The organism is Delftia sp. WY8, assembly GCF_018437695.1.
GTDB lineage: Bacteria > Pseudomonadota > Gammaproteobacteria > Burkholderiales > Burkholderiaceae_C > Comamonas > Comamonas tsuruhatensis.
In genome coordinates, this window is record NZ_CP049795.1 from 2,492,050 (window position 1) to 2,516,731 (window position 24,682).

The 24,682-nt window shown below is 65.0% G+C and carries 24 protein-coding genes; 4 read left to right on the forward strand and 20 right to left on the reverse strand.

What is annotated here, in order from left to right; all coding sequences use genetic code 11:
* From G4D77_RS11485 to msbA, 3 genes are all read left to right on the forward strand, one after another.
* Positions 1-1,020 carry a GlxA family transcriptional regulator gene (locus G4D77_RS11485; RefSeq protein ID WP_016454774.1) on the forward strand — a complete coding sequence of 340 codons (1,020 nt, stop codon included), beginning with the start codon at positions 1-3 and terminating at the stop codon, positions 1,018-1,020.
* A gap of 527 nt (positions 1,021-1,547) precedes the next feature.
* Positions 1,548-1,817, forward strand: a complete 270-nt coding sequence (locus G4D77_RS11490; protein WP_154835708.1) for a hypothetical protein — start codon at positions 1,548-1,550, stop codon at positions 1,815-1,817.
* Between the two features lie 234 nt (positions 1,818-2,051).
* Positions 2,052-3,878, forward strand: a complete 1,827-nt coding sequence (msbA, locus tag G4D77_RS11495) for a lipid A export permease/ATP-binding protein MsbA (protein ID WP_154835710.1) — start codon at positions 2,052-2,054, stop codon at positions 3,876-3,878.
* A gap of 266 nt (positions 3,879-4,144) precedes the next feature.
* Here msbA and G4D77_RS11500 read toward each other — a convergent pair whose 3' ends face one another.
* From G4D77_RS11500 to G4D77_RS11575, 16 genes are all read right to left on the reverse strand, one after another.
* On the reverse strand, positions 4,145-5,140 hold the full coding sequence (locus G4D77_RS11500; RefSeq protein WP_154835712.1) for a tripartite tricarboxylate transporter substrate binding protein: 996 nt from the start codon (positions 5,138-5,140) through the stop codon (positions 4,145-4,147).
* Between the two features lie 391 nt (positions 5,141-5,531).
* On the reverse strand, positions 5,532-5,777 hold the full coding sequence (locus tag G4D77_RS11505; protein ID WP_012202365.1) for a DUF2274 domain-containing protein: 246 nt from the start codon (positions 5,775-5,777) through the stop codon (positions 5,532-5,534).
* Positions 5,774-7,048 (reverse strand): TraB/TrbI/VirB10 family type IV secretion system protein, encoded by a 1,275-nt coding sequence (locus G4D77_RS11510; RefSeq protein ID WP_012202366.1) that lies wholly within the window; start codon positions 7,046-7,048, stop codon positions 5,774-5,776. Before G4D77_RS11510 ends, G4D77_RS11505 begins: the two co-directional genes overlap by 4 nt.
* A 2-nt stretch (positions 7,049-7,050) precedes the next feature.
* Positions 7,051-8,040: a P-type conjugative transfer protein TrbG gene (gene trbG, locus G4D77_RS11515; RefSeq protein WP_012202367.1), complete on the reverse strand. Its 990-nt coding sequence runs from the start codon at positions 8,038-8,040 to the stop codon at positions 7,051-7,053.
* Entirely contained in the window at positions 8,037-8,741 is a 705-nt protein-coding gene (gene trbF / locus G4D77_RS11520) for a conjugal transfer protein TrbF (protein ID WP_012202368.1), read from the reverse strand. Before trbF ends, trbG begins: the two co-directional genes overlap by 4 nt.
* Positions 8,742-8,759: 18 nt before the next feature.
* Positions 8,760-10,133, reverse strand: coding sequence for a P-type conjugative transfer protein TrbL (trbL, locus tag G4D77_RS11525; RefSeq protein WP_012202369.1), 1,374 nt, complete (start codon positions 10,131-10,133; stop codon positions 8,760-8,762).
* Positions 10,130-10,429, reverse strand: coding sequence for an EexN family lipoprotein (locus G4D77_RS11530; protein WP_012202370.1), 300 nt, complete (start codon positions 10,427-10,429; stop codon positions 10,130-10,132). Before G4D77_RS11530 ends, trbL begins: the two co-directional genes overlap by 4 nt.
* A gap of 12 nt (positions 10,430-10,441) precedes the next feature.
* The gene (gene trbJ / locus G4D77_RS11535; protein ID WP_012202371.1) at positions 10,442-11,167 is read right to left on the reverse strand and encodes a P-type conjugative transfer protein TrbJ; all 726 of its coding nucleotides are present in this window, start codon (positions 11,165-11,167) and stop codon (positions 10,442-10,444) included.
* Positions 11,164-13,617: a conjugal transfer protein TrbE gene (gene trbE, locus G4D77_RS11540; protein WP_012202372.1), complete on the reverse strand. Its 2,454-nt coding sequence runs from the start codon at positions 13,615-13,617 to the stop codon at positions 11,164-11,166. The genes trbJ and trbE overlap by 4 nt, the downstream gene beginning before the upstream one ends.
* Positions 13,618-13,632: 15 nt before the next feature.
* Positions 13,633-13,905, reverse strand: coding sequence for a VirB3 family type IV secretion system protein (locus G4D77_RS11545; protein ID WP_003103993.1), 273 nt, complete (start codon positions 13,903-13,905; stop codon positions 13,633-13,635).
* On the reverse strand, positions 13,902-14,285 hold the full coding sequence (locus G4D77_RS11550) for a TrbC/VirB2 family type IV secretion system protein (protein WP_012202373.1): 384 nt from the start codon (positions 14,283-14,285) through the stop codon (positions 13,902-13,904). The genes G4D77_RS11545 and G4D77_RS11550 overlap by 4 nt, the downstream gene beginning before the upstream one ends.
* A complete protein-coding gene (gene trbB / locus G4D77_RS11555; protein ID WP_012202374.1) occupies positions 14,282-15,343 on the reverse strand; it encodes a P-type conjugative transfer ATPase TrbB in 1,062 nt (353 codons plus the stop codon). Before trbB ends, G4D77_RS11550 begins: the two co-directional genes overlap by 4 nt.
* Positions 15,340-15,804, reverse strand: coding sequence for a ribbon-helix-helix protein, CopG family (locus G4D77_RS11560; RefSeq protein WP_012202375.1), 465 nt, complete (start codon positions 15,802-15,804; stop codon positions 15,340-15,342). Before G4D77_RS11560 ends, trbB begins: the two co-directional genes overlap by 4 nt.
* On the reverse strand, positions 15,801-17,822 hold the full coding sequence (locus tag G4D77_RS11565; RefSeq protein WP_012202376.1) for a conjugal transfer protein TraG: 2,022 nt from the start codon (positions 17,820-17,822) through the stop codon (positions 15,801-15,803). The genes G4D77_RS11560 and G4D77_RS11565 overlap by 4 nt, the downstream gene beginning before the upstream one ends.
* A 217-nt stretch (positions 17,823-18,039) precedes the next feature.
* Complete coding sequence (locus G4D77_RS11570) at positions 18,040-18,267, reverse strand: EexN family lipoprotein (RefSeq protein ID WP_016451559.1); 228 nt, start codon at positions 18,265-18,267, stop codon at positions 18,040-18,042.
* Between the two features lie 13 nt (positions 18,268-18,280).
* The gene (locus tag G4D77_RS11575; RefSeq protein WP_012202378.1) at positions 18,281-19,207 is read right to left on the reverse strand and encodes a LysR family transcriptional regulator; all 927 of its coding nucleotides are present in this window, start codon (positions 19,205-19,207) and stop codon (positions 18,281-18,283) included.
* A 76-nt stretch (positions 19,208-19,283) separates the two neighbouring features.
* On the opposite strand from G4D77_RS11575, the gene G4D77_RS11580 reads away from it, so the two are divergent.
* Positions 19,284-20,092 (forward strand): IS5 family transposase gene (locus G4D77_RS11580; RefSeq protein WP_085930546.1). Its coding sequence is split into 2 segments (ribosomal slippage): positions 19,284-19,614 and positions 19,614-20,092, totalling 810 coding nucleotides; the frame shifts between segments, so codons are not numbered across the junction.
* A gap of 139 nt (positions 20,093-20,231) precedes the next feature.
* On the opposite strand, the gene G4D77_RS11585 is transcribed toward G4D77_RS11580, so the two are convergent.
* The 4 genes from G4D77_RS11585 to G4D77_RS11600 all read right to left on the reverse strand — a co-directional run bounded on the left by G4D77_RS11585 (position 20,232) and on the right by G4D77_RS11600 (position 24,542).
* Complete coding sequence (locus G4D77_RS11585) at positions 20,232-20,516, reverse strand: CopK family periplasmic copper-binding protein (RefSeq protein ID WP_016451563.1); 285 nt, start codon at positions 20,514-20,516, stop codon at positions 20,232-20,234.
* Between the two features lie 128 nt (positions 20,517-20,644).
* The gene (gene copD, locus G4D77_RS11590; RefSeq protein ID WP_008063304.1) at positions 20,645-21,571 is read right to left on the reverse strand and encodes a copper homeostasis membrane protein CopD; all 927 of its coding nucleotides are present in this window, start codon (positions 21,569-21,571) and stop codon (positions 20,645-20,647) included.
* A 4-nt stretch (positions 21,572-21,575) separates the two neighbouring features.
* On the reverse strand, positions 21,576-21,962 hold the full coding sequence (gene copC, locus G4D77_RS11595) for a copper homeostasis periplasmic binding protein CopC (RefSeq protein WP_008063308.1): 387 nt from the start codon (positions 21,960-21,962) through the stop codon (positions 21,576-21,578).
* A 141-nt stretch (positions 21,963-22,103) separates the two neighbouring features.
* Positions 22,104-24,542, reverse strand: coding sequence for a heavy metal translocating P-type ATPase (locus G4D77_RS11600; RefSeq protein WP_079384337.1), 2,439 nt, complete (start codon positions 24,540-24,542; stop codon positions 22,104-22,106).
* Between the last annotated feature and the right edge of the window lie 140 nt (positions 24,543-24,682).

Here is a 24,682-nt window from a genome sequence, read left to right on the forward strand (position 1 = left end):
ATGCCCCGGACCTTTGTCATCGAGCTGCCCTGCCTGGAGCACAGCGCCATCGGCCACGCCGCGCACCTGGTGGAGATGCTGCGCAGCGCCAACCTGGTCGCCAGCCTGCGCCTGGGCCGGCGCGCACCGCGCTTTGGCTGGCGCTGGGTCGACGGCCAGGGCCGGCCCCTGCCCACCATGCCGCACGCGGACGAAGGCGCGGCAGCCGAAGGGCCCGCGCAGGCCGTCTTCGTGAGCGCGCTGCACTGCCCTGACATTCCCTCCATACGCGACATCGTCGCCGCGCATCCGGCCCTCGTGCGCCGCATCACCACGGCCTTCGACCAGGGCCTGGCCGTCTGCACGCTGGGCAGCGCCGCCTGGTTTGCGGCGGCGGGCGGCCGCTGCCAGGGCCGGCTTGTGGCCCTGCCCTGGTATTTCATGGGCGGCTTCGGCCTGGACTTCCCGGGCATCGAACTGGCCGAGGGCCAGCCCTTCGTGGACGACAGGCCCTGGCTCAGCGCCTCCCATCCCGAGGCCTTGGCGCCCATGGCCGTTGCACTCACACGCCATGCCTTCGGCGACGACCTGGCCGCAGCGCTGGCCGCCGTGCTGCAGCCCGATGCCCAGCGCGAACGCGCCACCCGCGCCGCCCTGCAGGACCGCCGCATTCCCGCCACGCGCAACAGCGTGCTGGCCCATGCCATCGCCTGGCTGGAAGCGCGCGTGGAGCAGCCCTATGACCTGCAGGCCCTCGCGCACGCGGCATCCACCAGCCCGCGCACCCTGCTGCGCCACTTCCAGCAGGAGCTGGGCCACAGCCCGCTGGACCACCTGCACCGCCTGCGCTGCGCACGGGCCCGGGTGCTGCTGGAGATCACGCTGGAGAGCGTGCCGTCCGTGGCGCTGGCCTGCGGGTATGGGGATGCCTCGGCGTTTCGGCGGGTGTTCTTGCGGTATGTGGGGATGGCGCCTGCGGCCTATCGGGAAAGGCATGCGTTGAGGGCGCCCAGGAGGCGGTGGAGGGTGGGGGCTGCTTGATTGTTTTTGCCCCTGCCGGGGGGTTGTTTTTCGAGGCCGGGTCTCGGCCCGGCGGCCGACTGCCCTTTCTTGATTAGCCAAGAGAGGTCAGATCAAAGAAGGCGACCCGAATGTCCGCGACCCTCCGCTTCGCTGCGGGCAACCTGCGTCGTGGCCGTCGCTGCGCTCGGCCTGGGACTTTGGCCTCGCTTTCATTCAAAGCCTCTATCATTCCGAGTGGCCCCCAGTACAGGGGCTGGTGCGTAAGAACACCTTTTCTCAAAGCGGTGCGGCCTCCCCGTTAACGAGGCCTTGTCACGTCTGCATTGCCGGATCGTGGGTGTACGCCCACGTCCCTACGGTTATGGACGGGATGGGGCTACCCGCAAGGGCGTCCGCACGGCTTTGAGCGTGTTCTTAACATCCCGTCCACCTGTCTGCGCGTAAGAACGCGGATTGGTGGTTTCAAGTCTCTCAAAGGAGCACGGAACCATGCATACAGCGCCGATGATTCAGAGCGCCCTCACATTCACATGGAGGGCCATGCCATGAAGCAGGAAGTCCGACCCAGCAGCGCCAGAACCACGCAACTGACCATGGCCGTCGCCGAGATGAACGCCATGGTTCAATCAGGCTGCAACGAGGTCTCTGCACTATCCCAGCTCGCGCAGTCTTGGCTGCAGACGCCAGAAGGCCTGCGCTATCCGGATGTGGTGATCAGCGCCTTGCGCACCATCCAGCACAGCGCCGAACGGCTGGCCACCTCCATGGACGACGAAATCCACGTCCTGCGCAACACCGCCAGGCCCGAACCCTGACGCCGCACCCAACTCCATGAAACAGCCGAGCGCACCAATGCGCATCGGCTAGGTCACACATGCTGCATGTACGCCCGAGCACTCGGGCACGCAACCAGTCCATACAAAAGGTCTATTGGAAATCGCGGATCATGAGCTAACCACTAAAACGCAGAATGACCGCTTTCTGCGTCTTTTGAATATCCCGGGGCGCTTCATTTTTGCCCATCGCATTTCCAGGGGAGCAACGAGGCCATGAGCAATGTGTTCAAGCGAGGCGCAGCCATCAGCCCCTACTTCCGGGGAACGGCCTTCGCCGTCCGCATCGGTGCGGTGGCTGCTGCCGTCGCCGGTGTATGCGAGGCCGCCTTTGCATGGCTGATGCTGCCCATCGTCGACGGAGGCTTCCAATACGCGCCCATCGGTTGGCTGGCAGATATAGACCACCCTCCGCTGTGGTTTGTTCCGATCGGCATGGTTGCCGTGTTCGCCCTGCGGGGAGTGGCCGTATTCATCGTCGACTACAGCCTTGCCTGGACGGCCAACCAGGGGATCATGAATCTGCGGTTGAGGATGTTCGGAAAATTGCTGGATGCCGATCCGAACCTCTTTGCCTCCCGCCCTGCGAACAGCTTGACCAACACGATCGTGTACGAATCAGCGGCAGGAGTGGTGCAATTGACGGGGGCCATCCAGACCATCCTGAAGGACAGCTTCAGCATTCTTGCGCTGCTGGCGACACTGCTCATGCTGAACTGGAAGCTGACGCTGGTCCTGGGCGTTCTCACCCCGGTCCTGGCCGTGACCATACGTGCATTTGGCCAGCGGCTGCGAAGAATCACCAAAGCATCTCAGACGGCCATCGATCGCCTGGGCTATGTCGTGGAAGAGAATGTGCTCGCATGGCGCATCGTGCGGCTGCATGGGTTGCAGACACCGCAGGCGGCCCGGTTCCGGCAGGAAAGCCGCGCACTCAACCGCTTGCTGATGAAGTCAACGGTTGCCAGTGCATCGGCATCGCCATTGACCCAGTTGTTCACAGCCATCGCCTTGGCGACCGTGGTCGCCCTGGCGCTGTGGCAAAGCAGCAGCACCGGAACGCCAATGGGTTCTTTCGTGGCCTTCATCGCGGCGGCCGCAGGTATTGCCAACCCCATCCGCAGATTGACGGACGTATCCGCCTCCGTGGCCCGGGGAATGGCGGCTATCGAAAGAGGCATCGCACTCATCGACGATGAGCCATCCGAGGCGGGCGGCCCCCTGAGGAAGGACCATGTGGCAGGCCATTTTTCCTTGCGAGATGTCACCGTGCAGTTCGGGCCAGACGGTACAAGGCCGGCGCTGGCCGGACTGACGCTGGAAATCGAACCGGGTTCCATGGTCGCGCTCGTCGGCCCCTCAGGAGCCGGCAAAAGTACCTTGGCCAATCTGCTGCCGCGATTCCTTTCACCGTCGGGCGGTGTGGTCGAGCTGGATGGAGTGCCCCTGCCAGACTGGGACTTGCAGTGCCTGCGGGCCCAGGTGGCCATGGTGAGCCAGGACGTCGTACTCTTCAATGGCTCCATCGAATACAACGTCTGCCTCGATACGGATCCCGATCCTCAACGGCTCCGGTCAGCATTGCAGGCGGCCAACCTGCTCGCCACAGTGGACGCATTGCCACACGGGCTGCAGACCCTGGTCGGCCACAACGGCACCCACCTGTCGGGCGGGCAGCGCCAGCGCCTTGCGATTGCAAGGGCCATCTACAAGAACGCCAGCGTCGTGATACTCGATGAGGCCACCTCGGCACTTGACTCGGAATCGGAGAGATTGATCCAGCAGGCCATGGAACGCCTGATGGCGGGCCGCACAAGCATCGTCATTGCGCATCGCCTGTCCACCATCGCCGTGGCAGACAAGATCGTCGTACTGGAAGCTGGTCGGGTTGTAGAGGAAGGCTCGCATGCGCAACTCCTCGACCGCCAGGGACTGTATGCCAAGCTGCATTCCATCCAGTTTGGAGCGTTCTCTGCCGAATCGAAGGCCAACCGTGTGGAAGACAGGAGCGATGTCCTCTACACCACCGCCAAGATCCCATGAAAACAGCCGAGCGCAGCAATGCGCATCGGCTACTGGCTGTGGGCCGTGGGCCGTGGGCTGTCCCCAGTCTCCCCCTTCTGCCCAACGTGAGTCGCGCAGCGAAGCAAAGGATCGTGGGCAGTACGAGGCGCGCTTCTTTGCATACTTTCTTGTGGCCGGCTCCCCGGCCGCGCGACAAGAAAGCGGGTCGGCCGCCGGGCCGAAACCCGGCCTCGAAAAACAACCACCCGGCAGGGTCAAAAAACAGACCCGAGAACAAGAAAGACTCAGTCCACCGTCACCTTCGCCTCCCGAATCACCCTCCCCCACTTCTCCGTCTCGGCAGCAATGAACCGATCGCACTCCTCAGGCGTGGACCCCTCCGCAAACGTCCCCATCACCTGCTCCAGCCGCTGCGACACCTCGGCACTGCGGATGATGCGCGACACCTCGGCGGACATGCGCTGCACGATCTCGCGCGGCACGCCGGCCGGCGCGATCATGGCCGCCCAGGTGCTGCCCAGCAGGCCGTCGTAGCCCTGCTCCACGAAGGTGGGCACGTCGGGCAGCGCGGCCAGGCGCTTGTCGCTGGCCACGCCGATGAGGCGGATGCGGCCGGCCTTGGCGGGCTGGATGAGGTTGGGCGGCGGGTCCAGGAACAGCGGGATCTGGCCGCCCATGAGGTCGGCCAGCGCAGGCGCGGCGCCCTTGTAGGGCACGTGGACCATGTCCGTCCTGGTGAGCAGCTTCATCAGCTCGGTGGTCAGGTGGGCGCTGGAGCCGCTGCCCGAGGAGCCGAAGCCCACCTTGCCGGGATTGGCCTTCGCATAGGCGATCAGCTCGGGGGTGGTCTTGAAGGGCGCATTCATGGCCACGGCAGCGACCAGGGGCGAGACGCCCATCAGCGAGACGCCGACCAGGTCCTTCTTCGGGTTGTAGGGCAGCTTGGGATAGAGCGTGGTGTTGGCCGCATAGGCCGCGATGACCACGCCGAAGGTGTGCCCGTCCGGCGCGGCCTTGGCGATCTGGTCGACGCCGATGATGCTGTTGGCGCCGGGCTTGTTCTCCACGATGACGGGCTGGCCCAGGGCCTTTTGCAGGCCGACCTGCAGCAGGCGCGCCATCTGGTCGGTGAAGCCGCCTGCCGTGTACGGAACGACGATGCGGATGGGCTTGGAGGGCCAGGGGCTCTGGGCCCAGGCCGAGGGGGCCAGCACGGTGGTGGCTGCTGCAGCGGCGGCAGCGGTCGATTGCAAAAAGCCGCGGCGGGAAGTCGAAGGCATGGTGTCTCTGGATTCTTCTCAGTTGAAAAATGGCCCCCACGCTCCCCTTGCTGCGCAAGGTCCGCTGCCCCCCAAGGGGGCCGCTTTTCATCTTGGGGCGGCCCGGCGATGAAAAATGTCCGCTGTCAAGTCTTTTGTGAGGTCATGCAGCGGCGCAAAAGGTCTTATGGGGCAATAGGTTAGCCTAGATTCGGGCTGCGGCGCGCGCTTGCTGCATTTCTGGCTAGGTGCCACATGGGCGCTTTGCGGTGGCAAACGCAGGGGCGCCGCAGCGGGCAAGATCGCATAGCCATCTTATGCCCCGGCCTGTCGCAATCCATCCCCAGAAAGCGAAAGCGCAACCCGAGGGCTGCGCTTTCATCGTGAGTGGGTGGTGGATGCGTCCACATCGTCAACCCGACTTCGGCGGTGCGGCCTTGCCCCTGCTTCCCTTTCTGAATCCCCGATCCCCCGCCATGAACGTCTCCAGCATGTGCGGGATCAACGTCGTTGCATCGACGGCCTCGCCATACGTCTGCGCGTGCAGTGCGGCGTAGGCGTCCAGGTCGGCTTTCAGGCTGGCCGGGCAGGTGAACGTCAGCTTCGTGCTACCGCTGGACGGCAACGGGCCGAGGCGGAGTTTTCGGGCGGTACTCATCGCGCACCTCCAAGCTGATAGAACATGGGTTGGTAAGGACGCAACACGAGGTCGCGCGCCACGATCACCCGAACCGGCAAGCCCGGTCGTGCTGTCAGCGTCGGCTGGATGTTCATGTTGCGCCGAGTGATCTCCTGGCCGACCTGATTGATGCTGTCCTGTGCGCTGTCGCGCCCGGCGATGACGATGCGGTTGCCGTCCTGGCGGTTCTCCGGCGCGGCCAGCTCGGCGCCCACGCCCAGCAGCGTCGTCAACACGGCGCCGGCGAAGACGCGGTTCCAGTGCCAGTCCACGTCGTCTTCCAGGCCGGCGTAGCCGGCCGGGTCGGTGCCCACGAGGTTGTCGAGCGTCAGCGATGACGTGTCGGGCAGGATGACCCGGTTCCATACCACCTGTACGCGGCTCTGCCCGTAGCTGACCTGGCTGTTGTAGCGCCCGAGGATGCGCGATCCCTGCGGGATCAGCAGGAACTTGCCCGTGGCCGTGTCATAGACGGGCTCCGTGACGGTGGCGATCACATCGCCCGGAAGATCGGACTTGATGCCTGTGACCAGCGCCCCGGCGATCACCGTACCGGCCATCACCTGATACGGCGACGCCGGCAGCGCCAGGTTGCCGGAATTGCGGGTTTCCGTAGAGCCGCCTTTCAGGAACGCCTCCTTCTGGTCTTGCCGGTTCTGCGTGGCGGTCGGGTCGGCGGGCTGGGCCGCCGTCGAGGCCGGCCCGGCGGCGAGCGGGTCGAAGGCTGCGAGCGCGCTTGCAGCACCCGGCGCACCCGGCGCCGCCTGCGCCACCGTTGCGGCCTGGCCTTGGCCCTGGCCGCCGGAGCGGAAGAACACCGACGAAGCCGCAGCGGCTTCCGCCTCTTTGCGCAAAGCGTCATTCGGATCGTGGCCGGGGGCCGCGTAAGCGGCTACGGCCGGCTGCTGCGAAGCGACGATGGCGGGGCCAAGATCGCCCGGCAGCGGCGGCCCCAACTCGGGCACCTTCCGCAGCTTCGAGTAGTCGGAAGGCAGGCCATCCAGCCCCTCGGACTTCGATACGCGATCCACGTTGTAAAGCTCGGTCTGTTCGCCAGTGCCGCGCCGATGCGGCTGCAATGACCAGATCGTGGCCCCGAGCACGGCGACCGACAGGCCGCCGACGAGGACGGCCAGCGTGCGCCGGTTCAGGCGCGTGACCGGACACGGCTGGGCGCGTAGCGCCACCGCCTCGGGCGCGACCTTGCCCGCCTGCGGCGTGGTGAGGTCGGGGGTGTCGTCCTGGCTCATGGTCAGTTCCCCCGCGTGCCGTCGGTGCGCTCGATCCGCACCACGTCGCCCTTGTCCCCGCCCAAGCGCAACTCGGCAGCGCCGAACAAGCGATCAACGATGAAATACGGCGAGCGGAAGCGGTAGTTCACCAATTGCCCGTCGCCCTGCGCACCGATCACGAACAGCGGCGGCAACTCGCCCTGGGCGATGCCGGCGGGAAACTGGATATATACCTTCTCGCCGTCATCGAAGGCGCGCAGCGGCTTCCACGGCGGATTGCTGCCACTGATGGCATAGCGGAAACGGATCTTCTCCAGCGACAGCCCGGTCTCGACCGGCGCGGCGGCGCTGGCCGCCTGCGCCTGGCGCTGCAAGGCGAGCATCTTGTCCTTGGGGTACTCCCAGGATATCGACGCCATCCATGTCTTCTCTGTCGAGGTCAGTTCCAGCAGATAGGTGCGTCGGCTGGTGGTTACAACGAGATTCGTCTTGAGGCCCGAGCGGATGGGCTTGACCATCACGTTCACGCGCAGCGCATCCCCGCTGCCGCTCGATGTGTCGCCCACGATCCAGCGCACCGTGTCGCCAGCGGCCACCGTCACCAGTTCCTCACCGGGCTGGAGCGCGATCACGGTCACGCGGCCCACGGCCGCATAGACCTGATACAGCGCGCCGTCCGTGAAAGGCCACACCTGAATCGCGTTGACGTAGCCCTCGCGCGTGGGCGCGACGCGCGCCTCGGTATTGGCCCGTGAGACGCGCACCTTCTCGTCGACCGGCTCCGGCGCCGGCTTGGCTTCTTCGCCCTCGGGCGCTGGCTTCAACTGTGCCGGCATCGGCAGCACCTCGGGCACAGCGACCGCCTCCACAGGTGCAGGCGGCTCCGGCAGCGGCTGCGCCTGCACCGGCTCATCGAGCGAGATGGTCGGCGGCGGCTTGCCCTGGGTGGCGCAGCCCGCCAGGGCCGCGAGCGCCAGCACGGAAACGTAAGTACGGAAAGACGGGTTCATGGCTTGGCTCCTTCGGAAGAATCCAGTTCGCGGCTCCACGACAGGCCGTTGACGTAGATGCCCAACGGGTTCTTGCGCAGGCGCTGTTCGGTGCGCGGGGTCTGCTGCACGATGGAAATCACCGCGTTCCAGCGTTCGGTGCCAGCAGGAGCGCCGTTGACGAAGCGTTGTTCCGTCCAGCGCACGTTGAAAGAGGCGTCGCTGGCGCGGGTCACGCTGGTGATCTGCACCGTCACCGACTCCTTGCCGATGCGCGCGAACGGATCGTTCACGCGGGCGTACTCGTTGAGCACCACGGCGCCCTTGTCGGTGGTGTAGTCGTAGGCGTCCAGCCAGTTCTGCCGCACCACGATCGGGTCGATGGACAGCGAGCGCACCAGGCCGATGAAGCGGCCCAGGTGGTAGGCGATCTGCGCATCGCTGGGCCGGTACGGCGTAGCGGCCTCGCCCACGGCGCGCACTTGGCCCGCGTTGTCCACCTCGATGACATAGGGTGTCACGATGGATTGCGCCGAGCGCCAGACCAGGCCCCCGGCCATCAGCACGGCCAGCGTGAGACAGCCGAAGGCCATGAAACGCCAGTTCTTCGCCTGCACGCGGGCCGAGCCGATGCGCTCGTCCCACACCTGTGCGGCGGATTGGTACGGAGTAGCAGGCTGCGGCGTGTCGGCATAGCGCACCTGCGGTCGTTTGAATCGCATGGGTGTTCTCCTTGAAGATCAGGAATCGGAATCGCGCAGACTCGGCCCCTGGCTGGAACTGCCGCCGTCGCCCCCGCGCAGCGTGTGGGCGGCGGTGGTTGCGGCATGGGTGAGTTGCTGGCGGCGATGCAGGCGTTTGGCCCAGGCGGGTTGCTCCTGCGGCGCGGTGGAGGGCGTATCACCACCAGACGCTGGGCCGCCCGATGCGGCGGCTGTACCGCCTCCCGCCGAAGTCGTGCCTTCCTGGCGGAAAGCTGCGGCGGCACGTTCCTTCATCGAACGCGCGCCATCGGCCACCTTCTGCCCGGCTGCCTGAGCGCCTGTCTTGGCGACATTGCCGAAGCCCGCAGCGGCACCCTTGAGGCCGCCGCCGGCCGAAGCGGAACCGGCCTGGAACGCCGACCGTGCACTGCTGGCAGCCCCAGCGGCAGCCCGCGCGCCGCTGCCGGCCAGCTTGGCGGCAGCGGGCGCCATGCGCGCTCCAGCAGCTACCGCGCCGCCGACGCCCGTGGCTGCGGCGCCGACGGCAACGGCAGCGCCCGCAGCGCCCAGCGCAGCACCGGCCATCGCACCCGCGCCAAGCTGCGGCCCGCCAGACACCAGCCCGGTTGCAATGCCTGGCCCGAAGATGCCCAAGGCCAGCAGGGTCAGCGAGGCCAGCATCACGACCACGGAGTGGTCGATGGATGGCTCGGCGGGATGTACCTGAAACTCGGCGAACAGCCCCGAGCCGATGCCCACAATGACGGCGAGCACCAGCACCTTGATGCCGGACGACACCACGTTGCCCAGCACCTTTTCGGCGAGGAACGCGGTCTTGTTCCACAGCGCGAACGGCACCAGCACGAAGCCGGCGAGCGTGGTCAGCTTGAACTCGATCAGCGTGATGAAAAGCTGGATCGCCAGCACGAAGAAGCACAGGATGACGATCAACCACGCGAGGAACATCACGACGATGGGCGTGATGTTCACGAACACCTCGGGGAAGCCCGCCATGTTGCCGATCTGCTCAAGGATCGGCGCACCGGCGTCGATGCCGACCTTGGCCAGCCGCCCAGGGTGTAGGAAGTTCTCCATGCTCAAGGTCGAGCCGCTGGCCGTTAGGCCCAGCCCGGCGAAGGAGCGGAACAGGATGCCGGCCAGCGTGTTGAAGTTGCCGATGATGTAGGCGAAGGCACCGACGTACAGCACCTTGCGGATCAGCTTGGCGATCACGTCCTCGCCCTGGCCGACGGCATGGCCCATCGCCCAGAACAGCCCGGCGATCGTCATGTCGATGACGATCAGCGTGGCGGTCAGAAACGCCACCTCGCCATGCAGCAGTCCAAAGCCCGAGTCGATGTAGCGCGAGAAGGTATCGAGGAAGCGGTCGATGATCGTTACGTCGTTCATGGTGAGTCCTCCTGCCCAGGCGCATCGGCATCGGCGGGTTCATCGAAGCTGGGCGGAATCGGCGGCAGGTCGGCTAGCGTCTGATACTCGCTCGGCCCGGTCTGGCCGGAGAGAAAGCGCCGCAGGTCGGCCTGGGCCACCTGCGCGCAAAACGCGCCGTCGTGCGCGCCCGTGCGGCACTGCGCGCGCAGCGTGTGCAACCGGGATGGATCGGCGGCCAGTGAAGCCACCGACAGCGGCTGATCGCAGCCGGACAGCAGGAACGCGAGAGCGAACACGACAGGCGCGTACTTCATGGCCGCACCTCGTCAGTGGTTGTAGAAATCGACGGCTTGCGGCGTGTACGGCGTGCCACTGCCCAGGAAGCGGCGCGTCATCTCACGTCCGCGCTCCGTGGCCGCCGCCTGCCGCGCCAGTTCCAGCGCGGCAGCGCGATCCTGCGTGATCTGGAGCCGCTGCGACTGGATCGACTGCTTGGCCTGCAAGGCCAGCAACTGGTTCATGGCCTGCATCGCCTGCAACGCACCTTCGGCTGACTGGCTCTTGCCCACGAGGTCGGCGAGCACGCTTTCGTCTTCGCCCAGGTTCTGCGAAACCTGGGCCTGCATCCGCATCGTGGTCTGCAAGCCGTTGAGCGTGTTCTTCCATCGCTCCTGCGTGTCGCGGTACATCTGGTCGCCGCTCACCGTGGCGGCGTACTGCTCGGGATACAGGCGCTGAAACTCCCGATCCAGATTCGTCACGTCGTAGGCCAGGCCGCGCGCCTGGTCGATCAGCCGCTGCGTGGTCGCCAGATTGGCGCGCAACTGGCCGACCACGCTGGATGGCAGGCTGGCGAGATTGCGCGCCTGGTTCATCAGCATCTGCGCTTCGTTCTGAAGCTGCTGGATCTGGTTGTTGATCTGCTCCAGCGTGCGGATCGCGGTCAGCGTGTTCTGCACGAGGTTGGTGGGATCGACCACGACCCATTGCGCATGGGCGGTGGCGGTGCAAAGCATGGCCGCGATTGCGGCGGCGACAAGACGCTTTTTCATGACAGGTTCTCCAGGGGTTGATCAGCGAGGGAACCCGGCGCAAGGCCGGGGAACGAGGGCAGCAGGTCGGCCGCCCAATCGAGGCCGCGATGGCGCAGCCAGGCGCCCGCGAAGCCGGGTACGCCGGCGTCCAGCAGCACGCGGTCTATGTCGCGCTGGTCTTGCGGCGTGGAAGCGCCCGCAAACGCCAGCGCGGCCGGCCCCAGGTCGAGGTCGAACAGGCGGTTGCCGAGGCGGGATTGGTAGTAGTAGTCGCGCTTGGGCTGCGCGGTGGCGACGATCTCGATCTGCCGGCTGTTGAGGCCGAAGCCTTCGTAGATCGTGCGAATCTGCGGCTCAGTCGCCTGCGGGTTCGGCAGGAAGATGCGGCTGGCGCAGCTTTCGATAATCGCGGGGGCGATGCTCGAATCCTTGATGTCCGCGAGCGACTGCGTGGCGAAGATCACCGACACGTTTTTCTTGCGTAGCGTCTTGAGCCACTGGCGGATACGCGCGGCAAACACCGGGTCATCGAGGAACAACCACGCTTCATCGAGGATCAGCAGCGTGGGCGATCCGTCGAAGCGTTCATCGAAGCGCGCAAAGAGGTAATGCAGCACGGCCATGACGGCGGCCTTGCTGTGCATCAGCTCCTCCATCTCGAAGCACTGCACGTCGGCCATGCCGAGCCGGTCGTGGTCAGCGTCCAGCAGCTTGCCGTGCGCACCACCGAGCACGTAGGGCGCGAGCGCCTGGCGCAGCGCGTTCGATTGCAGCAGCACCGACAGGCCGGTCATCGTGCGCTGCTCCACCGGCGCACCGGCGAGGCTTCCAAGCGCCGACCAGATAGCCGCCTTCTCGTCGGGGCCGACCGCCACGCCTTCGTGCAGCAAGCGGCCTTCGACCCATTCTGCGGCCCAGGTGCGGTAGCCCTCGCGGTCGATGCGTGCCAAGGGCTGGAAGGCGATTTCGCCATCCGTGCCCAGGTCGTAGTGTTCGCCGCCCAAGCCCAGGATCGTGGCCCGCATCGAGCGGCCCATGTCGAAGGCGAAGATGCGCGAACCGCGATAGCGACGGAACTGCATCGCCAGCGTGGCGAGCAAGACCGACTTGCCCATGCCGGTCGGGCCTGCGACCAGCGTGTGGCCCACGTCGCCGATGTGCGTCACCAGCCGGAACGGCGTCGCGCCATCGGTGCGCGTGACGATCAGCGGCGGGCCGTCGAGGTGGTCGTTCTTTTCCGGCCCCGCCCATACTGCGGACACCGGCATCATGTGTGCTAGGTTCAGCGTCGAGACGATGGGCTGGCGCACGTTGGCGTAAGCGTTGCCCGGAATGGATGACAGCCACGCATCCACGGCGTTGAGCGTTTCCGGGATGGTGACGAAGCCGCGCCCCTGGATGACCCGCTCCACCATGCGCAGCTTCTCGTCGGCTACGGCCGGGTCGGCATCGAGCACCGTCACCGTGGCGGTGAGATAGCCGAAGGCGACCTGATCGCTGCCCAGCTCCTGTAAGGCGGCATCGGCGTCGGTCGCCTTGTTGCTGGCGTCAGTATCGACCAACGGGCTTTCCTGCTGGAAGATCGTTTCGCGCAGCAGCGCGATGACGTTCTTCCTTTTTGCAAACCACTGGCGGCGCAGGCGGGTGAGTTCCTTTTCCGCCTCGGATTTGTCGAGACAGAGAAAGCGCGTACTCCAACGATATGCAAAGCCCAAGCGGTTGAGGTCGTCCAGAATCCCCGGCCAGGTCGAGGTCGGAAAACCGCGCACCGACACCACGCGCAGGTGCTGGTCGCCCAGCATGGGCGCCAGGCCACCGACCAGCGGCGAGTCGGTCAGCAGGGCGTCGATGTGGAACGGCACTTCGGGCACACCGACGCGGTAGCGCCGCGTCGAGATGGTCGTGTGCAGGTAGGTCAGCGTCTGGCTGTCATCCAGCCAGACGATTTCCGGCATCACGCCGTCGAGCAGGTCAAAGACGCGATCCGTTTCCGCGACGAAGGCTTGCAGCCGCTCGCGCCAGTCCACGCCATTCGTCGGTGTGTTCTCGTAGAGCATCTTGGCTGCACGGGCGCGGGATTCTTCCGGCGGCAGGTAAAGCAACGTCAGGTGATAGCCGCTCTCGAAGTGATGGCCCGATTCCTCGAAGGCGGCCCGGCGTTCTTCCTCCACCACCCACGAAAGCGGCTCGGGAAACTCCGAGTGCGGATAGTCGGCCGCAGGCCGGCGCTCGGCTTCGATGAACAGCGCCCAGCCCGATCCCATGCGGCGCAGCGCGTTGTTCAACCGCGCCGACGTGGCGATCAGCTCGCCTTGCGTCGCGCTGTCGAGGTCAGGCCCGCGAAACCGGGCCGTGCGCTGGAAACTGCCGTCCTTGTTCAAGACGACGCCCGGTGCGACCAGCCCGGCCCAGGGCAGCCAGTCGGCAAGCAAGGCCGGGCGCTGGCGGTATTCGGCGAGGTTCAGCATCGCGGCGTCCTCCCCTCACACGTCCAGCAGCGGGCGGTGCTTGATGTGCCGGGCGAAGACCTGCATGAACTGCGGATCGACGCGCGCACCCCACACCGCCAGCGAATGGCCGACGATCCAGAGCACGACGCCCGGAATCCACAGTTGCAGGCCCAGGCCGACAGCGGCGGCCAGCGTGCCGTTAGCGATCGCTACGGTGCGCGGCGCACCGCCCAGCAGAATCGGCTCGGTCAGCGAGCGATGCAGCGGCACCTCGAAGCCGTCCGCGAAGGTGTCAGGGGCACTCATACGACCGCCCCGCCGGAGAAGCTGAAGAACGACAGGAAGAAGCTCGAAGCGGCGAACGCGATGGACAGACCGAATACGATCTGGATCAGCTTGCGGAACCCGCCGGACGTGTCGCCGAACGCGAGCGCGAGGCCCGTGGCGATGATGATGATGACCGCGACGATGCGCGCCACCGGCCCCTGGATGGATTCGAGGATGGATTGCAGCGGGCCTTCCCACGGCATCGAGGAACCGGCGGCCTGCGCGGCTCCGGCCAGGAACAACAGCAACGCGGCCAGCAGCAGCCCTTGCCCCGCAGGACGGGCCAGGCAGCGCAGCCGCGCAAGACGCAAAGCCGGATTTGCAGAAAAACGGAAAGCAGGAATGGTCATCTGCGTCATGGCAGTTCTCCAAGTGAGTCAAGGGATGAGGAAGTCGCCGCAGCGGGTACGGCATCGGGGTTTGGCGACAACTCGGGAAACGGCGTGTCCAGCGCGTCCGCCTCCCAATCCGCCAATCGGTAGCCCACGCCGTCAAAGCCGACGACGCGGGCGATGCTCTCGATGCGGCGCTTGCGCCCGCGCCCGGCGATATGGATCACCACGTTGACCGCCTCGGCGATCAGCGCACGCGGCGGGTTCACCGCCACTTCGAGAATCAGTTGCTCCAGGCGCAGCAGCGCGCCGAGCGCGGAGCCGGCGTGGATCGTGGCGATACCGCCCGGATGGCCGGTGCCCCACACCTTGATGAGATCCAGCGCCTCGGCGCCGCGCACCTCGCCGACGACGACGCGATCAGGCCGCAGGCGCATGGACGACCGCACCAGTTCGGTCATGGACACGACGCCGGCGCGCGTGCGCAGCGGCACATGGTCGCGGGCCGCGCATTGCAACTCGATGGTGTCTTCGAGCACCAGTACGCGGTCGCCCGTGGCGGCGATCTCGGCCAGCAGCGCATTGGCGAGCGTGGTCTTGCCGCTGCTCGTGGCTCCTGCGATCAGGACGTTCTGGCGCTCGCGCACGGCGCGAACGAGAAAGCCCGCCTGCTCGGCGGTCATCATTCCGTCCTCGATGTAGCGCGACAGAGGGATGACGCCGATGGCGCGCTTGCGCAGCGCGAAGGCCGGCCCCGGCGCAGCGGGCGGCAAGATGCCCTCGAAGCGTTCGCCGGTTTCGGGCAACTCGGCGGACAGCAGCGGTTGCCCGCGATGGACTTCTGCGCCAACGTGGGCCGCGACCAAGCGGATGATTCGCTCGCCGTCCGTCTCCGGCAACTCCGCGCCCATCGGCGCGCGCCCACTGGAAAGCCGATCCACCCAAAGGGTGCGATCGGGGTTCAGCATCACCTCCACCACGTCCGGGTCTTCGAGCGCGGCGGCGATCAGCGGCCCCATCGCCGTGCGCAGCATCTGGATGCGGCGGTCGAGCGAGGTGGTGAGGGATGAAGGCGCGGCGCTCATGAGGCACGCTCCTGCGCTTGCGCGGCTGCCGCCGCGTCTTCCATCCGCATTGGGTCGGGATGCAGTTCCTCCACCACGTCGCGCACCAGGCTGCGGCCCCGCAGCAGGTGGCGGCCAAGCTGCTCGGTGAACTGCTCGAAGCGCGCCTTGCCTTGCGCGCGTGCCGCGTCTTGGTGCGCCTCGGGAACCGGAGTGCTCACGGTCAGGTAGTAGCGGATGAACAGCGCCAGCGTTTCGATGGCGATGTTCTGGTCGCGCTCCATGCGATCGGCCTGGCGCGAGAGGCGATCCAGCCGCTTGGCAATGGCCGCCTCGCGCTGGTCGGCGGCATCGGGCGACAGCCATGATGCGAGCGCCGCCGCGACGATGGACGACTTGGACACGCCTTTCTTGGCGGCCAGCTCATCGAGCCGCTTGGCGTGCTCCGGCTGGATGAACAGGTTGAGGCGATAGTGGCTCATAGCTCGATTCCGTCGTTGGGGTCGAGGGAAGCCAGCCGGGCGCTGCGCTGCATGGCCGGATCAAGCTGGCGAGGAAGGGGAAGCGGCAGGTCGTCGTCGTCATCGAGCAGCGCGAGGTCGGCCGTGGGAGCGGCCAGCTCGGAGTCGTAGGCGACGGTTTCGGAGAGTTCGGGCTGACGGCGCGGGCCGCCGTCGTCGGCCGAACCCAAGTTCTCCAGGCCATCAGCGGACGCGGCGGCCAGTGCAGCGGGCACGGACGGAATCGCCAACCCGCTCCAGTCGTCGGGCCGCAATGGCGGCGCGTCGGCGTACTGCCCATCCGCCAGCGCGGGCGGTGGCAGCACGCGACGCTTGAAATTGGCGTCCGCGTAGTAGCGCAGCTTCTTCGCCTTGATCGGCGCCACGCTGGACACCATCACCACGGCCTCGTCAGGCGGAAGCTGCATGACTTCGCCCGGCGTCAGCAGCGGGCGCGCGGTTTCCTGGCGCGACACCATCAGGTGGCCCAGCCACGGCGCGAGCCGATGGCCCGCGTAGTTGCGCTGCGCGCGCAGCTCGGTAGCGGTGCCGAGCGTTTCGGAAATGCGCTTGGCCGTGCGCTCGTCGTTCGTGGCGAACGTCACGCGCACATGGCAGTTGTCCAGAATCGAATGGTTCTGGCCATAGGCTTTGTCGATCTGGTTGAGCGACTGCGCGATGAGGAAGCTGCGGATGCCGTAGCCCGCCATGAAGGCCAGGGCCGTCTCGAAGAAGTCGAGCCGCCCCAGCGCCGGGAACTCATCGAGCATCAGCAGCAGCTTGTGGCGGCGCTGAATGCCGTCGGAGCCGTCGAGCGATTCGGTGAGGCGCCGGCCGATCTGGTTGAGGATCAGGCGAATGAGCGGCTTCGTCCGCGAAATGTCCGAAGGCGGCACCACGAGGTACAGCGATACCGGATGCTCGGCAGCGATCAGGTCAGCGATGCGCCAATCGCAACGCGAGGTGACTTCGGCCACCGTGGGATCGCGGTACAGGCCGAGGAACGACATGGCCGTGGACAGCACGCCCGAGCGTTCGTTATCGCTCTTGTTGAGGACTTCGCGCGCAGCGGATGCCACCACGGGATGTGGGCCACCACCTTCCTCGTTCACGAGGTGCGGCGTAGTCATCATCCGATGCAAGGTCAGCTCGAACGGACTGGCCGGGTCGGAGAGGAAGTTGGCGACGCCGCGCAGAGTCTTGTCTTCGCCTGCGTAGAGCACATGCAGGATGGCCCCAACCAGTAGCGCGTGCGAGGTCTTTTCCCAATGGTTGCGCTTCTCCAGCGCACCTTCGGGATCAACCAGAATGTCCGCGATGTTCTGCACGTCGCGCACCTCATGCGCGCCGCGCCGTACCTCCAGCAGCGGGTTGTAGGCCGCTGACTTCGCATCGGTCGGGTTGAACAGCAGGCAATGCGAGAAGCGCGAGCGCCAACCGGCGGTGATCTGCCAGTTCTCGCCCTTGATGTCGTGGATGACGGCCGAGGCTGGCCAGGAAAGCAGCGTCGGCACCACCAGGCCCACACCTTTGCCCGAGCGCGTGGGCGCGAAGGTCAGGACGTGTTCCGGGCCTTCATGCCGCAGGTACTGGCGGTCGTGCTGGCCGAGGAACACGCCGGCCGGCTGCGTGAGGCCAGCCTTGCGAATGTCATCCGCGTTCGCCCAGCGTGCCGAGCCGTAGGTCGTAACCAGCCGCGATTGGCGCGAGCGCCAGATCGACATACCGATGGCGACCACCACCGCCAGCAGGCCACTGCCGCCCGCGATGGCGCCGCCGGTATCGAACACGCGCGGCGCGTAGGCATCGAAGAAGAACCACCACTCGAACAGTTTCCACGGGTGGTAGATCGGTGTGCCGAGAAGATCGAACCAGGGCGAGCCAAGGCGTAGCTGGTAGCCAAGGGCTGCTGCTGTCCATTGCGTGGCGCTCCATACGCCAGCGATCACGATGCCGAATACCACGGCGATCTGACCGAACAGCACGTTCGTCCCTTGCATAACCTCGCCTCCGATCACGGCACACAGAGGTGCCGCAGCACTGAGGATCAAGGCGTTCGCGCAGGTCGGTCAAAGGCCGATGTGGCGGCAATTTAGGCCCAAAAAGTCAGATTTCCTTTAGTGGCGAAAGCAATAAAAACGCCGCAAGCGCGAGCGCATTGCGGCGTAGTGAGGTAACAGCGAGAACTTCGTCGCAGCGAAGCGACCGAGAGATAACCTACTTGGATTTTTGCTCGGGCCGATCACCGAAAAATCGCCGTTTGGCGGCTTCGGCAGCACGCAGACATAGTTCGTCGCCAACCTTCGCGCGGTCTTCCTTGCATTGACGTTGAATCTCTTTGATGCGTTCGGGATTGGCTACGAGCGCATCCACGGTTTCCGAAGGTTGAGAAGGACCGCATGCAGGCAGTGCAGTGACCAATATCAGCAATATCACTTTGTTCATAGCCTTATTCCTACTATCGGTCGCGTGGAAGGTCTTCGGGGATGCCGAGTTCATCAGCCGAATCAATAAAATCTACTCGTTCGATAAATCGAGCCAGCATTTCGGACGGCTCCGTATCGCGGCGCAGCAGATAGGTCATGAGCATAGTCGGCTTGCCCGCCAAGCGCCGGGCCACGACTCCCGGCTCGCGGCTGGAAGCAATGTGCGCCTCGCCCGCCAAGCCCAATGCTAAGCCGGCGGAGACTAAAGTCATCATCACGTCGAAGGTCGCCACGCGCTGCGCGATCAGCGGCTCTTGTCCGCATGTGCGTAGGAACCGATCGACCTGGCGCGCGTGGCCTTCGCACACTGCTGGGTCGCCCAGCGCCAGCGGATGGCGCAACACCTCCTTCAGCGGGATCTGTTTGAAGGCAAGCACCGGATGGCGGGCTGGTACCGCCACCATCAATTCGTCTTCCCATGCAGGAGTGACGATGATGCCATCACCTGCATCCTCTGCCATCGAGAAGCCCGCGTCATACAGGTCGCTATGAAGCCCCTTGATCTGCTGATCCAAAGGCACCTCGAACAATCGGATTTCCACCTCGGGGTCCTCTTCGCGGCTGCGCGCCAGCAATGCCGGCAGGCGCGAAGGCGTGACGCCATCGGACAAGGCAATACGCAACTGGCCGCAAAAGCCGTTGGCGGCGGACTTGACACTATCGCGGGCCTGCTCCAGCACTGTAAAGACTCGCTGAACGTGCTCCAGAAACAGCCGTCCAGCGCGGGTCAGTTGTGTGCTGCGAGTGGTGCGGACAAACAGGCGTGCGCCGAGTTCTTCCTCCAACTCCTTGATGGTGCGAGATAACGGAGATTGGTCGATGTGCAACCGCTCGGCAGCGCGGGCAAAGTGAAGCTCCTCTGCTACAGCGAGGAAACACCGTAGATGACGAAGCTCCACAAATCAATCTCCTATTAAGAGTGGCTAACACCACTTCGTCACAGGCCCCCGCAGAGCAGTTATGCTCGCTGCCCTCATGGCAAGACGACCCGTTAGCAAAGAACTGTGGCGACAGCTACAACCCCTGATCCCAGCCTTCGTGCCTTCTGCCAAAGGCGGTGCGCGCAAGCTCGCAGTCAGCGATGAGGCCGCCCTCAACGGCATCTTGTTCGTGCTGCAAACAGGCATTCCATGGGAAGACCTTCCCCAATCCCTGGGCTACGGCAGCGGCATGACTTGCTGGCGGCGCCTACGCGACTGGAACGCCGCTGGTGTCTGGGAGCAGCTGCACCAGGCCATGCTGACTCGCTTGCGTGAACATGACCAAATCGATTGGAGCCGGGCCAGCATTGATGGCTCCTCGGTACCAAGCCCCCGGGGGGCCAGGAAACGGGCCCAAACCCCACGGACAGAGGCAAGCTCGGCTCCAAGCGGCACATCGTCGTAGATGCCAGAGGCATCCCGCTGGTGATCTTGGTCAGCGGCGCGAACCGGCACGACTCCAAGATGTTCGAGAGGTGCGTGGACGCGATTCCTGCGATTGCTGGCCTGCCAGGACGTCCCCGTAGAAGACCGGCAAAGCTGCACGCCGACAAAGGCTACGACTTCAAGCGATGCCGAGCCCACCTGAGGCAGCGGGGCATCATTGGCCGAATTGCCAGACGAGGCATTGAGAGCAGCGAGCGGCTGGGCAAACACCGGTGGGTGGTGGAGAGGACGCACAGCTGGTTTGCAGGCTTTGGCAAGCTGCGAATCCGCTTTGAACGACGGCTGGATATCCACGAAGCGCTGCTGAAATTGGCGGCAGCGATCATCTGCGCGCGCTTCGTGGATCGGTGGTGTTAGCCAGTCTTAAGTGTTATTTGAACCTACACATTGAATCTTCTGTCCGGGGTAGTCACCGAAGGCCATGCGCCTATCCGAATCGGACAGGCGCTGGGACTTCTTTCTGACGCCATTGGGAGGCATCAGCAGATCGCGCGAATTACCCGCCGTGCTCCTGTTCAAGCAGCGAGCTGAGGCGAGCAACTTCATTGCTGGTAATGGCAATGTTCCGCCCGTCCTTCGTCGCCACTGAGGCGCCGATGGATTGATACACGGCGCGTCCGAAGCGACTTTCCTGTGCCATCTTTCCATCCTTGAAGACGTACAGCGTTCCCCCGTCAGCCAGCGGAACCATCTCCTTGGCTGCCTGGGCTGCTGCATGACCGGCGAAGGCAGGCACGGAGAGGGCGCTCAACAGGGCGGCAATGACAATTTGCGATTTCATGATCGACTCCTTTGTGAAAACGACGACAACTTGCGCCGCGCCGTTAAATGTAGAAGCGCGCGATCTACAGATCGCTTACCCGTGCATTACATTCAATTCATGTGCTGTCATTTGGTGCCAGTCAAGGATTAGGTGCCGTTGGGAGAAAGGATGCCAAGCCACGCAACGCTCGCCAAAACCAGAACGGCTAATGTCGCCTCCGTGAACAGACTCTGCCGTAGCTTGACGACCGCGTGTGCGTGGTTGCCTGTTCTCAATGCCGCCTCCAGACTTGGGCTCAGTCGAAACCGATTGGCTGCCGCCAGCGCGAGCATTCCTCCGAACAACAGGAGTTTTCCTACGAGCAGGCGGCCATAGAGCGTTGAGAAGAGCGGATCAAGCGATGGCCCAGCGATCAACAGGTAATTCAGGGCTCCGGTCACGACGAGTGCCGCCACGATCACAGTACCTATCCGAGCGAAACCATTGGATGTTCGGCTCAGGATCTCTACTGAGCCTTGCCCGGTATTTGGTTTGTTCGCCGCAAGCACCAAGAACGCGATCAATGCGCCTACCCAGGCACCGGCCGCCCAGAGGTGCGTGATGTCCGAAGCGAGATGAATGTATCCGCGCACGCCGTCATCCATGGCGCCATGTCCCGCCCATGCAAGGGTCGCCAACGCCACACCACTGGAAGCGGCCATCGCTGCAAAACGCAGTGTTGAATTCATGCGCAACACTGCGATGAGCACACACGTCACTAACGCCAGGATGCGAATGCACCAGGCGATGCCCATGTGCGTGCCCGTAATGAGCATGTCGAAAACGTGCGTTGACAGCTCCGCGTAGCTTTGGGCGCCGGACATGGCCTTGGCCATGACCGTCATGCCCCACATCGACAGGACAATGCCGATGGCGGCGGATGCGCCAATGAGTACGCGATAGCGGCGCGAGATCGTCGAGGATCGCTCGTCGTTGCCCAAAGCATAGAGTCCGAACATGGCGACGCCAAACGCCGCCGCCAGGTCCAGATAAAGCGCCAGGCGCAGGACGATGGTCAACCAATCCCCGGCCATGGGCTTACTTCACCTTGAAGGTGACGTTACCCGTGATCGGATGCGTGTCCGAGGAGACGGCACGCCATTCGACGCGATAGTCGCCCGGCTGGAGCGCCTGTGCCGGCGTGATGACCATGGTCTTGCCGTCGCCGGCACCCGCGACGCTGGCGTTGATCTTCATCGGGCCATGGCTCGCCATTCCCGGCATGCCCGTCATGACAAGGCTTGCGGCGGAGAACTGCGGCACCAGCGTTTCGGAGAACTTCAGCTCGATGGTGGCTGGCGCGGAAACCTGCGACTTGTCGGCCGGCGTTGAAGACACCAGCGAAGGATGCGCGAATGCGGCGGTGGCGAACAGGCCAGCAGCGATCGGCGCGACGAGCTTGGCGATGAAATGTGAACGGGTCATAGAAGTTTCTACCTGGATGTGTGAGGTGTGGTTTAAGAACGAAATGCCGAGATAAGGCTTGCACCTTCGCAACGGCGTGGAACGAAAGAAACGGTTCGCTGGGCGATAGCAGACTCCTGTTGGTTCTGAAAGATGTTTCGGTCACAGTCGGCTCGCTCTCAGCCGCAAGGCGTTGCCCACGACCGATGCCGAACTCAGGCTCATCGCCAATGCTGCGATCAGGGGCGACAGCAACCAGCCCGTGAGGGGATAGAGAACCCCGGCGGCGATGGGGATGCCCAGCGCGTTGTAGAGGAAGGCGAACATGAGGTTCTGCTTCATGTTGCCCACGGTACTCACCGAGAGCGTGCGAGCGACAGCAATGCCACGCAGGTCGCCCTTGACCAGCGTGACCTGAGCGCTGTTCATCGCCACGTCGGTTCCCGTTCCCATGGCGATGCCCACGTCTGCCTTCGCCAAGGCCGGCGCGTCGTTGATGCCGTCTCCGGCCATGGCGACGATGCGGCCTTCTTTCTGCAGCCGCTCGATCAACATGAGCTTGTCCGCCGGCTTGACCTCACCATGCACCTCGTCGATGCCTAGGCGTGCACCGACGGCTTTGGCGGTGGTCTGCCCGTCCCCGGTGGCCATGATGACCCGCAGGCCCGCAGCCTTCAACGCGGCCAGGGCCTCGGGGGTGCTGCCCTTGACCGGGTCGGATACGGCGAGCAAACCCGCGAGTTGCCCGTCCACAGCCAAGTACATGACGCTGGCCCCTTCGCCGCGCAGAGTTTCGGCCTGGGGTACGAGCGGTTCCACCGATACGCCAGACTGTTCCATCAGCACTGTGTTGCCCAACGCCAGTTGCCGGTGCTCAACCTTTCCGCGCACGCCGATGCCGGTTCCCGATTCAAAGCTCTGAGGCTTCACGAGTTGGAGGCCCTGGGCACGCGCGGCCTGCACGATGGCGTCGGCCAGGGGGTGTTCACTGCCCTGGTCCAGGCTGGCCGCAAGACGCAGCACCTCATCGTTCGTAAAGCCGGGTGCTGCGACGACCTGATCGAAAGCAGGTCGGCCTTCGGTCAGGGTTCCTGTCTTGTCGATGACGAGGGTATCGACCTTGCGAAGATTCTCGATCGCCGCGGCATCGCGGAACAACACGCCCTGCGTGGCGCCACGGCCCGTTGCGACCATGATCGACATCGGCGTGGCCAGACCCAGCGCGCACGGGCAGGCGATGATCAGGACGGCCACCGCATTGATCAGTCCATAGACCCAGGTGGGCTGTGGCCCGAAGAATCCCCATACAAAGAGCGTCGTGACCGCAATGGCGACGACGGCCATCACGAAGTAGCCGGCAACGACATCGGCCATGCGTTGCATCGGTGCCTTGGAACGCTGCGCCTGGGCGACCATCTGGACGATCTGCGATAGAACGGTGTCCGAGCCGATCCGCTCCGAACGCATGACCAGCGCGCCGTTGGTGTTGAGTGTGGCCCCGATGACCTTGTCGCCCGCGCGCTTGCTGACGGGCAGCGGTTCGCCGGTCAGCATGGATTCGTCAATCGAGCTGCTGCCCTCGTGCACGATGCCATCCACCGGCACCTTCTCGCCGGGTCGGATGCGCAGCAGGTCGCCGACGTGCACATGGCTGAGCGGCACGTCTTCCTCGCTGCCGTCCGCATTGATGCGCCGCGCGGTCTTGGGCGCCAGCCCCAGCAGCGACTTGATGGCCGCCGAAGTCTGGGAGCGGGCCTTGAGTTCCAGCACCTGGCCGAGCAGTGTCAGCGAGATGATGACGGCGGCGGCCTCGAAATACACGCCGACCCGTCCCATGGACATGAAGGAGGCTGGAAACACTTCCGGCGCAACGGTTGCCACGACGCTGTAGATGAATGCCGCACCCGTTCCCAGGCCGATCAGTGTCCACATGTTCGGGCTGCGGTTGACCACGGACAGCCAGCCGCGGGAGAAGAAGGGCCAGCCGGCCCACAGCACGATCGGCAACGACAGCACCAACTCGACCCAGCTCTGCGTAGCCATGTCCATCAGGTGCAGCCGCTCGCCCAGCATCGCCAGCGCCAGGACCACGAGCGTCAACGGCAAGGTCCACCAGAAGCGACGCGAGAAGTCACGCAACTCCGGGTTGTCGTCGTCGAGGTCGGGCAGCAGGGGCTCCAGCGTCATCCCGCACTTGGGGCAGGTTCCCGGATGATCCTGGCGGATCTCCGGGTGCATCGGGCAGGTGTAGATCGTTCCGGGTGCGGTTGGCGATGCCGCCGGGGCCGGTGAAACTGCGGTGCTGGCATGGTGATGCGGCGCATGGCCGCTGCCTGTGCCTATGCCCGCGCCACCGCTGGCATATCGCGCCGGATCGGTGTCGAATTTGGCCTTGCATCCGGTGCTGCAAAACAAGTACGTGTTCCCCAAGTGCGTGGAGCGGTGCTCCGACGCCGCCGTGACCGCCATGCCACACACCGGATCGCGCGTCGCGGCATCGGGCTGCGAGTGGCTTGAGGACCCGCCCGCGTCGTCACTGCCGGCATGGCTGGCGTGATGGTGGTGCGTATGCGGGCCGGACGTTGTGGCACCCGCCGCCATGCCTGCGTGCTCATGTCCTGAAGACTTGCTGGGTGAATTCATAGTGACAAGTGCCCTCCGCCGTTAACCGTTGGTGTCTGGTGATCGCAGCAGGCCGCAGGCGCGCAAGGAGACAAGCGCGGCGTCGCGTGCTCGCACGG

What these genes read in the sequence shown, in the direction of transcription:
- G4D77_RS11485 (WP_016454774.1), top strand. Translation starts at nt 1, where the DNA reads ATGCCCCGGACCTTTGTCATCGAGCTGCCCTGCCTGGAGCACAGCGCC.
- G4D77_RS11490 (WP_154835708.1), top strand. Translation starts at nt 1,548, where the DNA reads ATGAAGCAGGAAGTCCGACCCAGCAGCGCCAGAACCACGCAACTGACC.
- msbA (WP_154835710.1), top strand. Translation starts at nt 2,052, where the DNA reads ATGAGCAATGTGTTCAAGCGAGGCGCAGCCATCAGCCCCTACTTCCGG.
- G4D77_RS11500 (WP_154835712.1), bottom strand. Translation starts at nt 5,140, where the DNA reads ATGCCTTCGACTTCCCGCCGCGGCTTTTTGCAATCGACCGCTGCCGCC.
- G4D77_RS11505 (WP_012202365.1), bottom strand. Translation starts at nt 5,777, where the DNA reads ATGAGTACCGCCCGAAAACTCCGCCTCGGCCCGTTGCCGTCCAGCGGT.
- G4D77_RS11510 (WP_012202366.1), bottom strand. Translation starts at nt 7,048, where the DNA reads ATGAGCCAGGACGACACCCCCGACCTCACCACGCCGCAGGCGGGCAAG.
- trbG (WP_012202367.1), bottom strand. Translation starts at nt 8,040, where the DNA reads ATGAACCCGTCTTTCCGTACTTACGTTTCCGTGCTGGCGCTCGCGGCC.
- trbF (WP_012202368.1), bottom strand. Translation starts at nt 8,741, where the DNA reads ATGCGATTCAAACGACCGCAGGTGCGCTATGCCGACACGCCGCAGCCT.
- trbL (WP_012202369.1), bottom strand. Translation starts at nt 10,133, where the DNA reads ATGAACGACGTAACGATCATCGACCGCTTCCTCGATACCTTCTCGCGC.
- G4D77_RS11530 (WP_012202370.1), bottom strand. Translation starts at nt 10,429, where the DNA reads ATGAAGTACGCGCCTGTCGTGTTCGCTCTCGCGTTCCTGCTGTCCGGC.
- trbJ (WP_012202371.1), bottom strand. Translation starts at nt 11,167, where the DNA reads ATGAAAAAGCGTCTTGTCGCCGCCGCAATCGCGGCCATGCTTTGCACC.
- trbE (WP_012202372.1), bottom strand. Translation starts at nt 13,617, where the DNA reads ATGCTGAACCTCGCCGAATACCGCCAGCGCCCGGCCTTGCTTGCCGAC.
- G4D77_RS11545 (WP_003103993.1), bottom strand. Translation starts at nt 13,905, where the DNA reads ATGAGTGCCCCTGACACCTTCGCGGACGGCTTCGAGGTGCCGCTGCAT.
- G4D77_RS11550 (WP_012202373.1), bottom strand. Translation starts at nt 14,285, where the DNA reads ATGACGCAGATGACCATTCCTGCTTTCCGTTTTTCTGCAAATCCGGCT.
- trbB (WP_012202374.1), bottom strand. Translation starts at nt 15,343, where the DNA reads ATGAGCGCCGCGCCTTCATCCCTCACCACCTCGCTCGACCGCCGCATC.
- G4D77_RS11560 (WP_012202375.1), bottom strand. Translation starts at nt 15,804, where the DNA reads ATGAGCCACTATCGCCTCAACCTGTTCATCCAGCCGGAGCACGCCAAG.
- G4D77_RS11565 (WP_012202376.1), bottom strand. Translation starts at nt 17,822, where the DNA reads ATGCAAGGGACGAACGTGCTGTTCGGTCAGATCGCCGTGGTATTCGGC.
- G4D77_RS11570 (WP_016451559.1), bottom strand. Translation starts at nt 18,267, where the DNA reads ATGAACAAAGTGATATTGCTGATATTGGTCACTGCACTGCCTGCATGC.
- G4D77_RS11585 (WP_016451563.1), bottom strand. Translation starts at nt 20,516, where the DNA reads ATGAAATCGCAAATTGTCATTGCCGCCCTGTTGAGCGCCCTCTCCGTG.
- copD (WP_008063304.1), bottom strand. Translation starts at nt 21,571, where the DNA reads ATGGCCGGGGATTGGTTGACCATCGTCCTGCGCCTGGCGCTTTATCTG.
- copC (WP_008063308.1), bottom strand. Translation starts at nt 21,962, where the DNA reads ATGACCCGTTCACATTTCATCGCCAAGCTCGTCGCGCCGATCGCTGCT.
- G4D77_RS11600 (WP_079384337.1), bottom strand. Translation starts at nt 24,542, where the DNA reads ATGGCGGCGGGTGCCACAACGTCCGGCCCGCATACGCACCACCATCAC.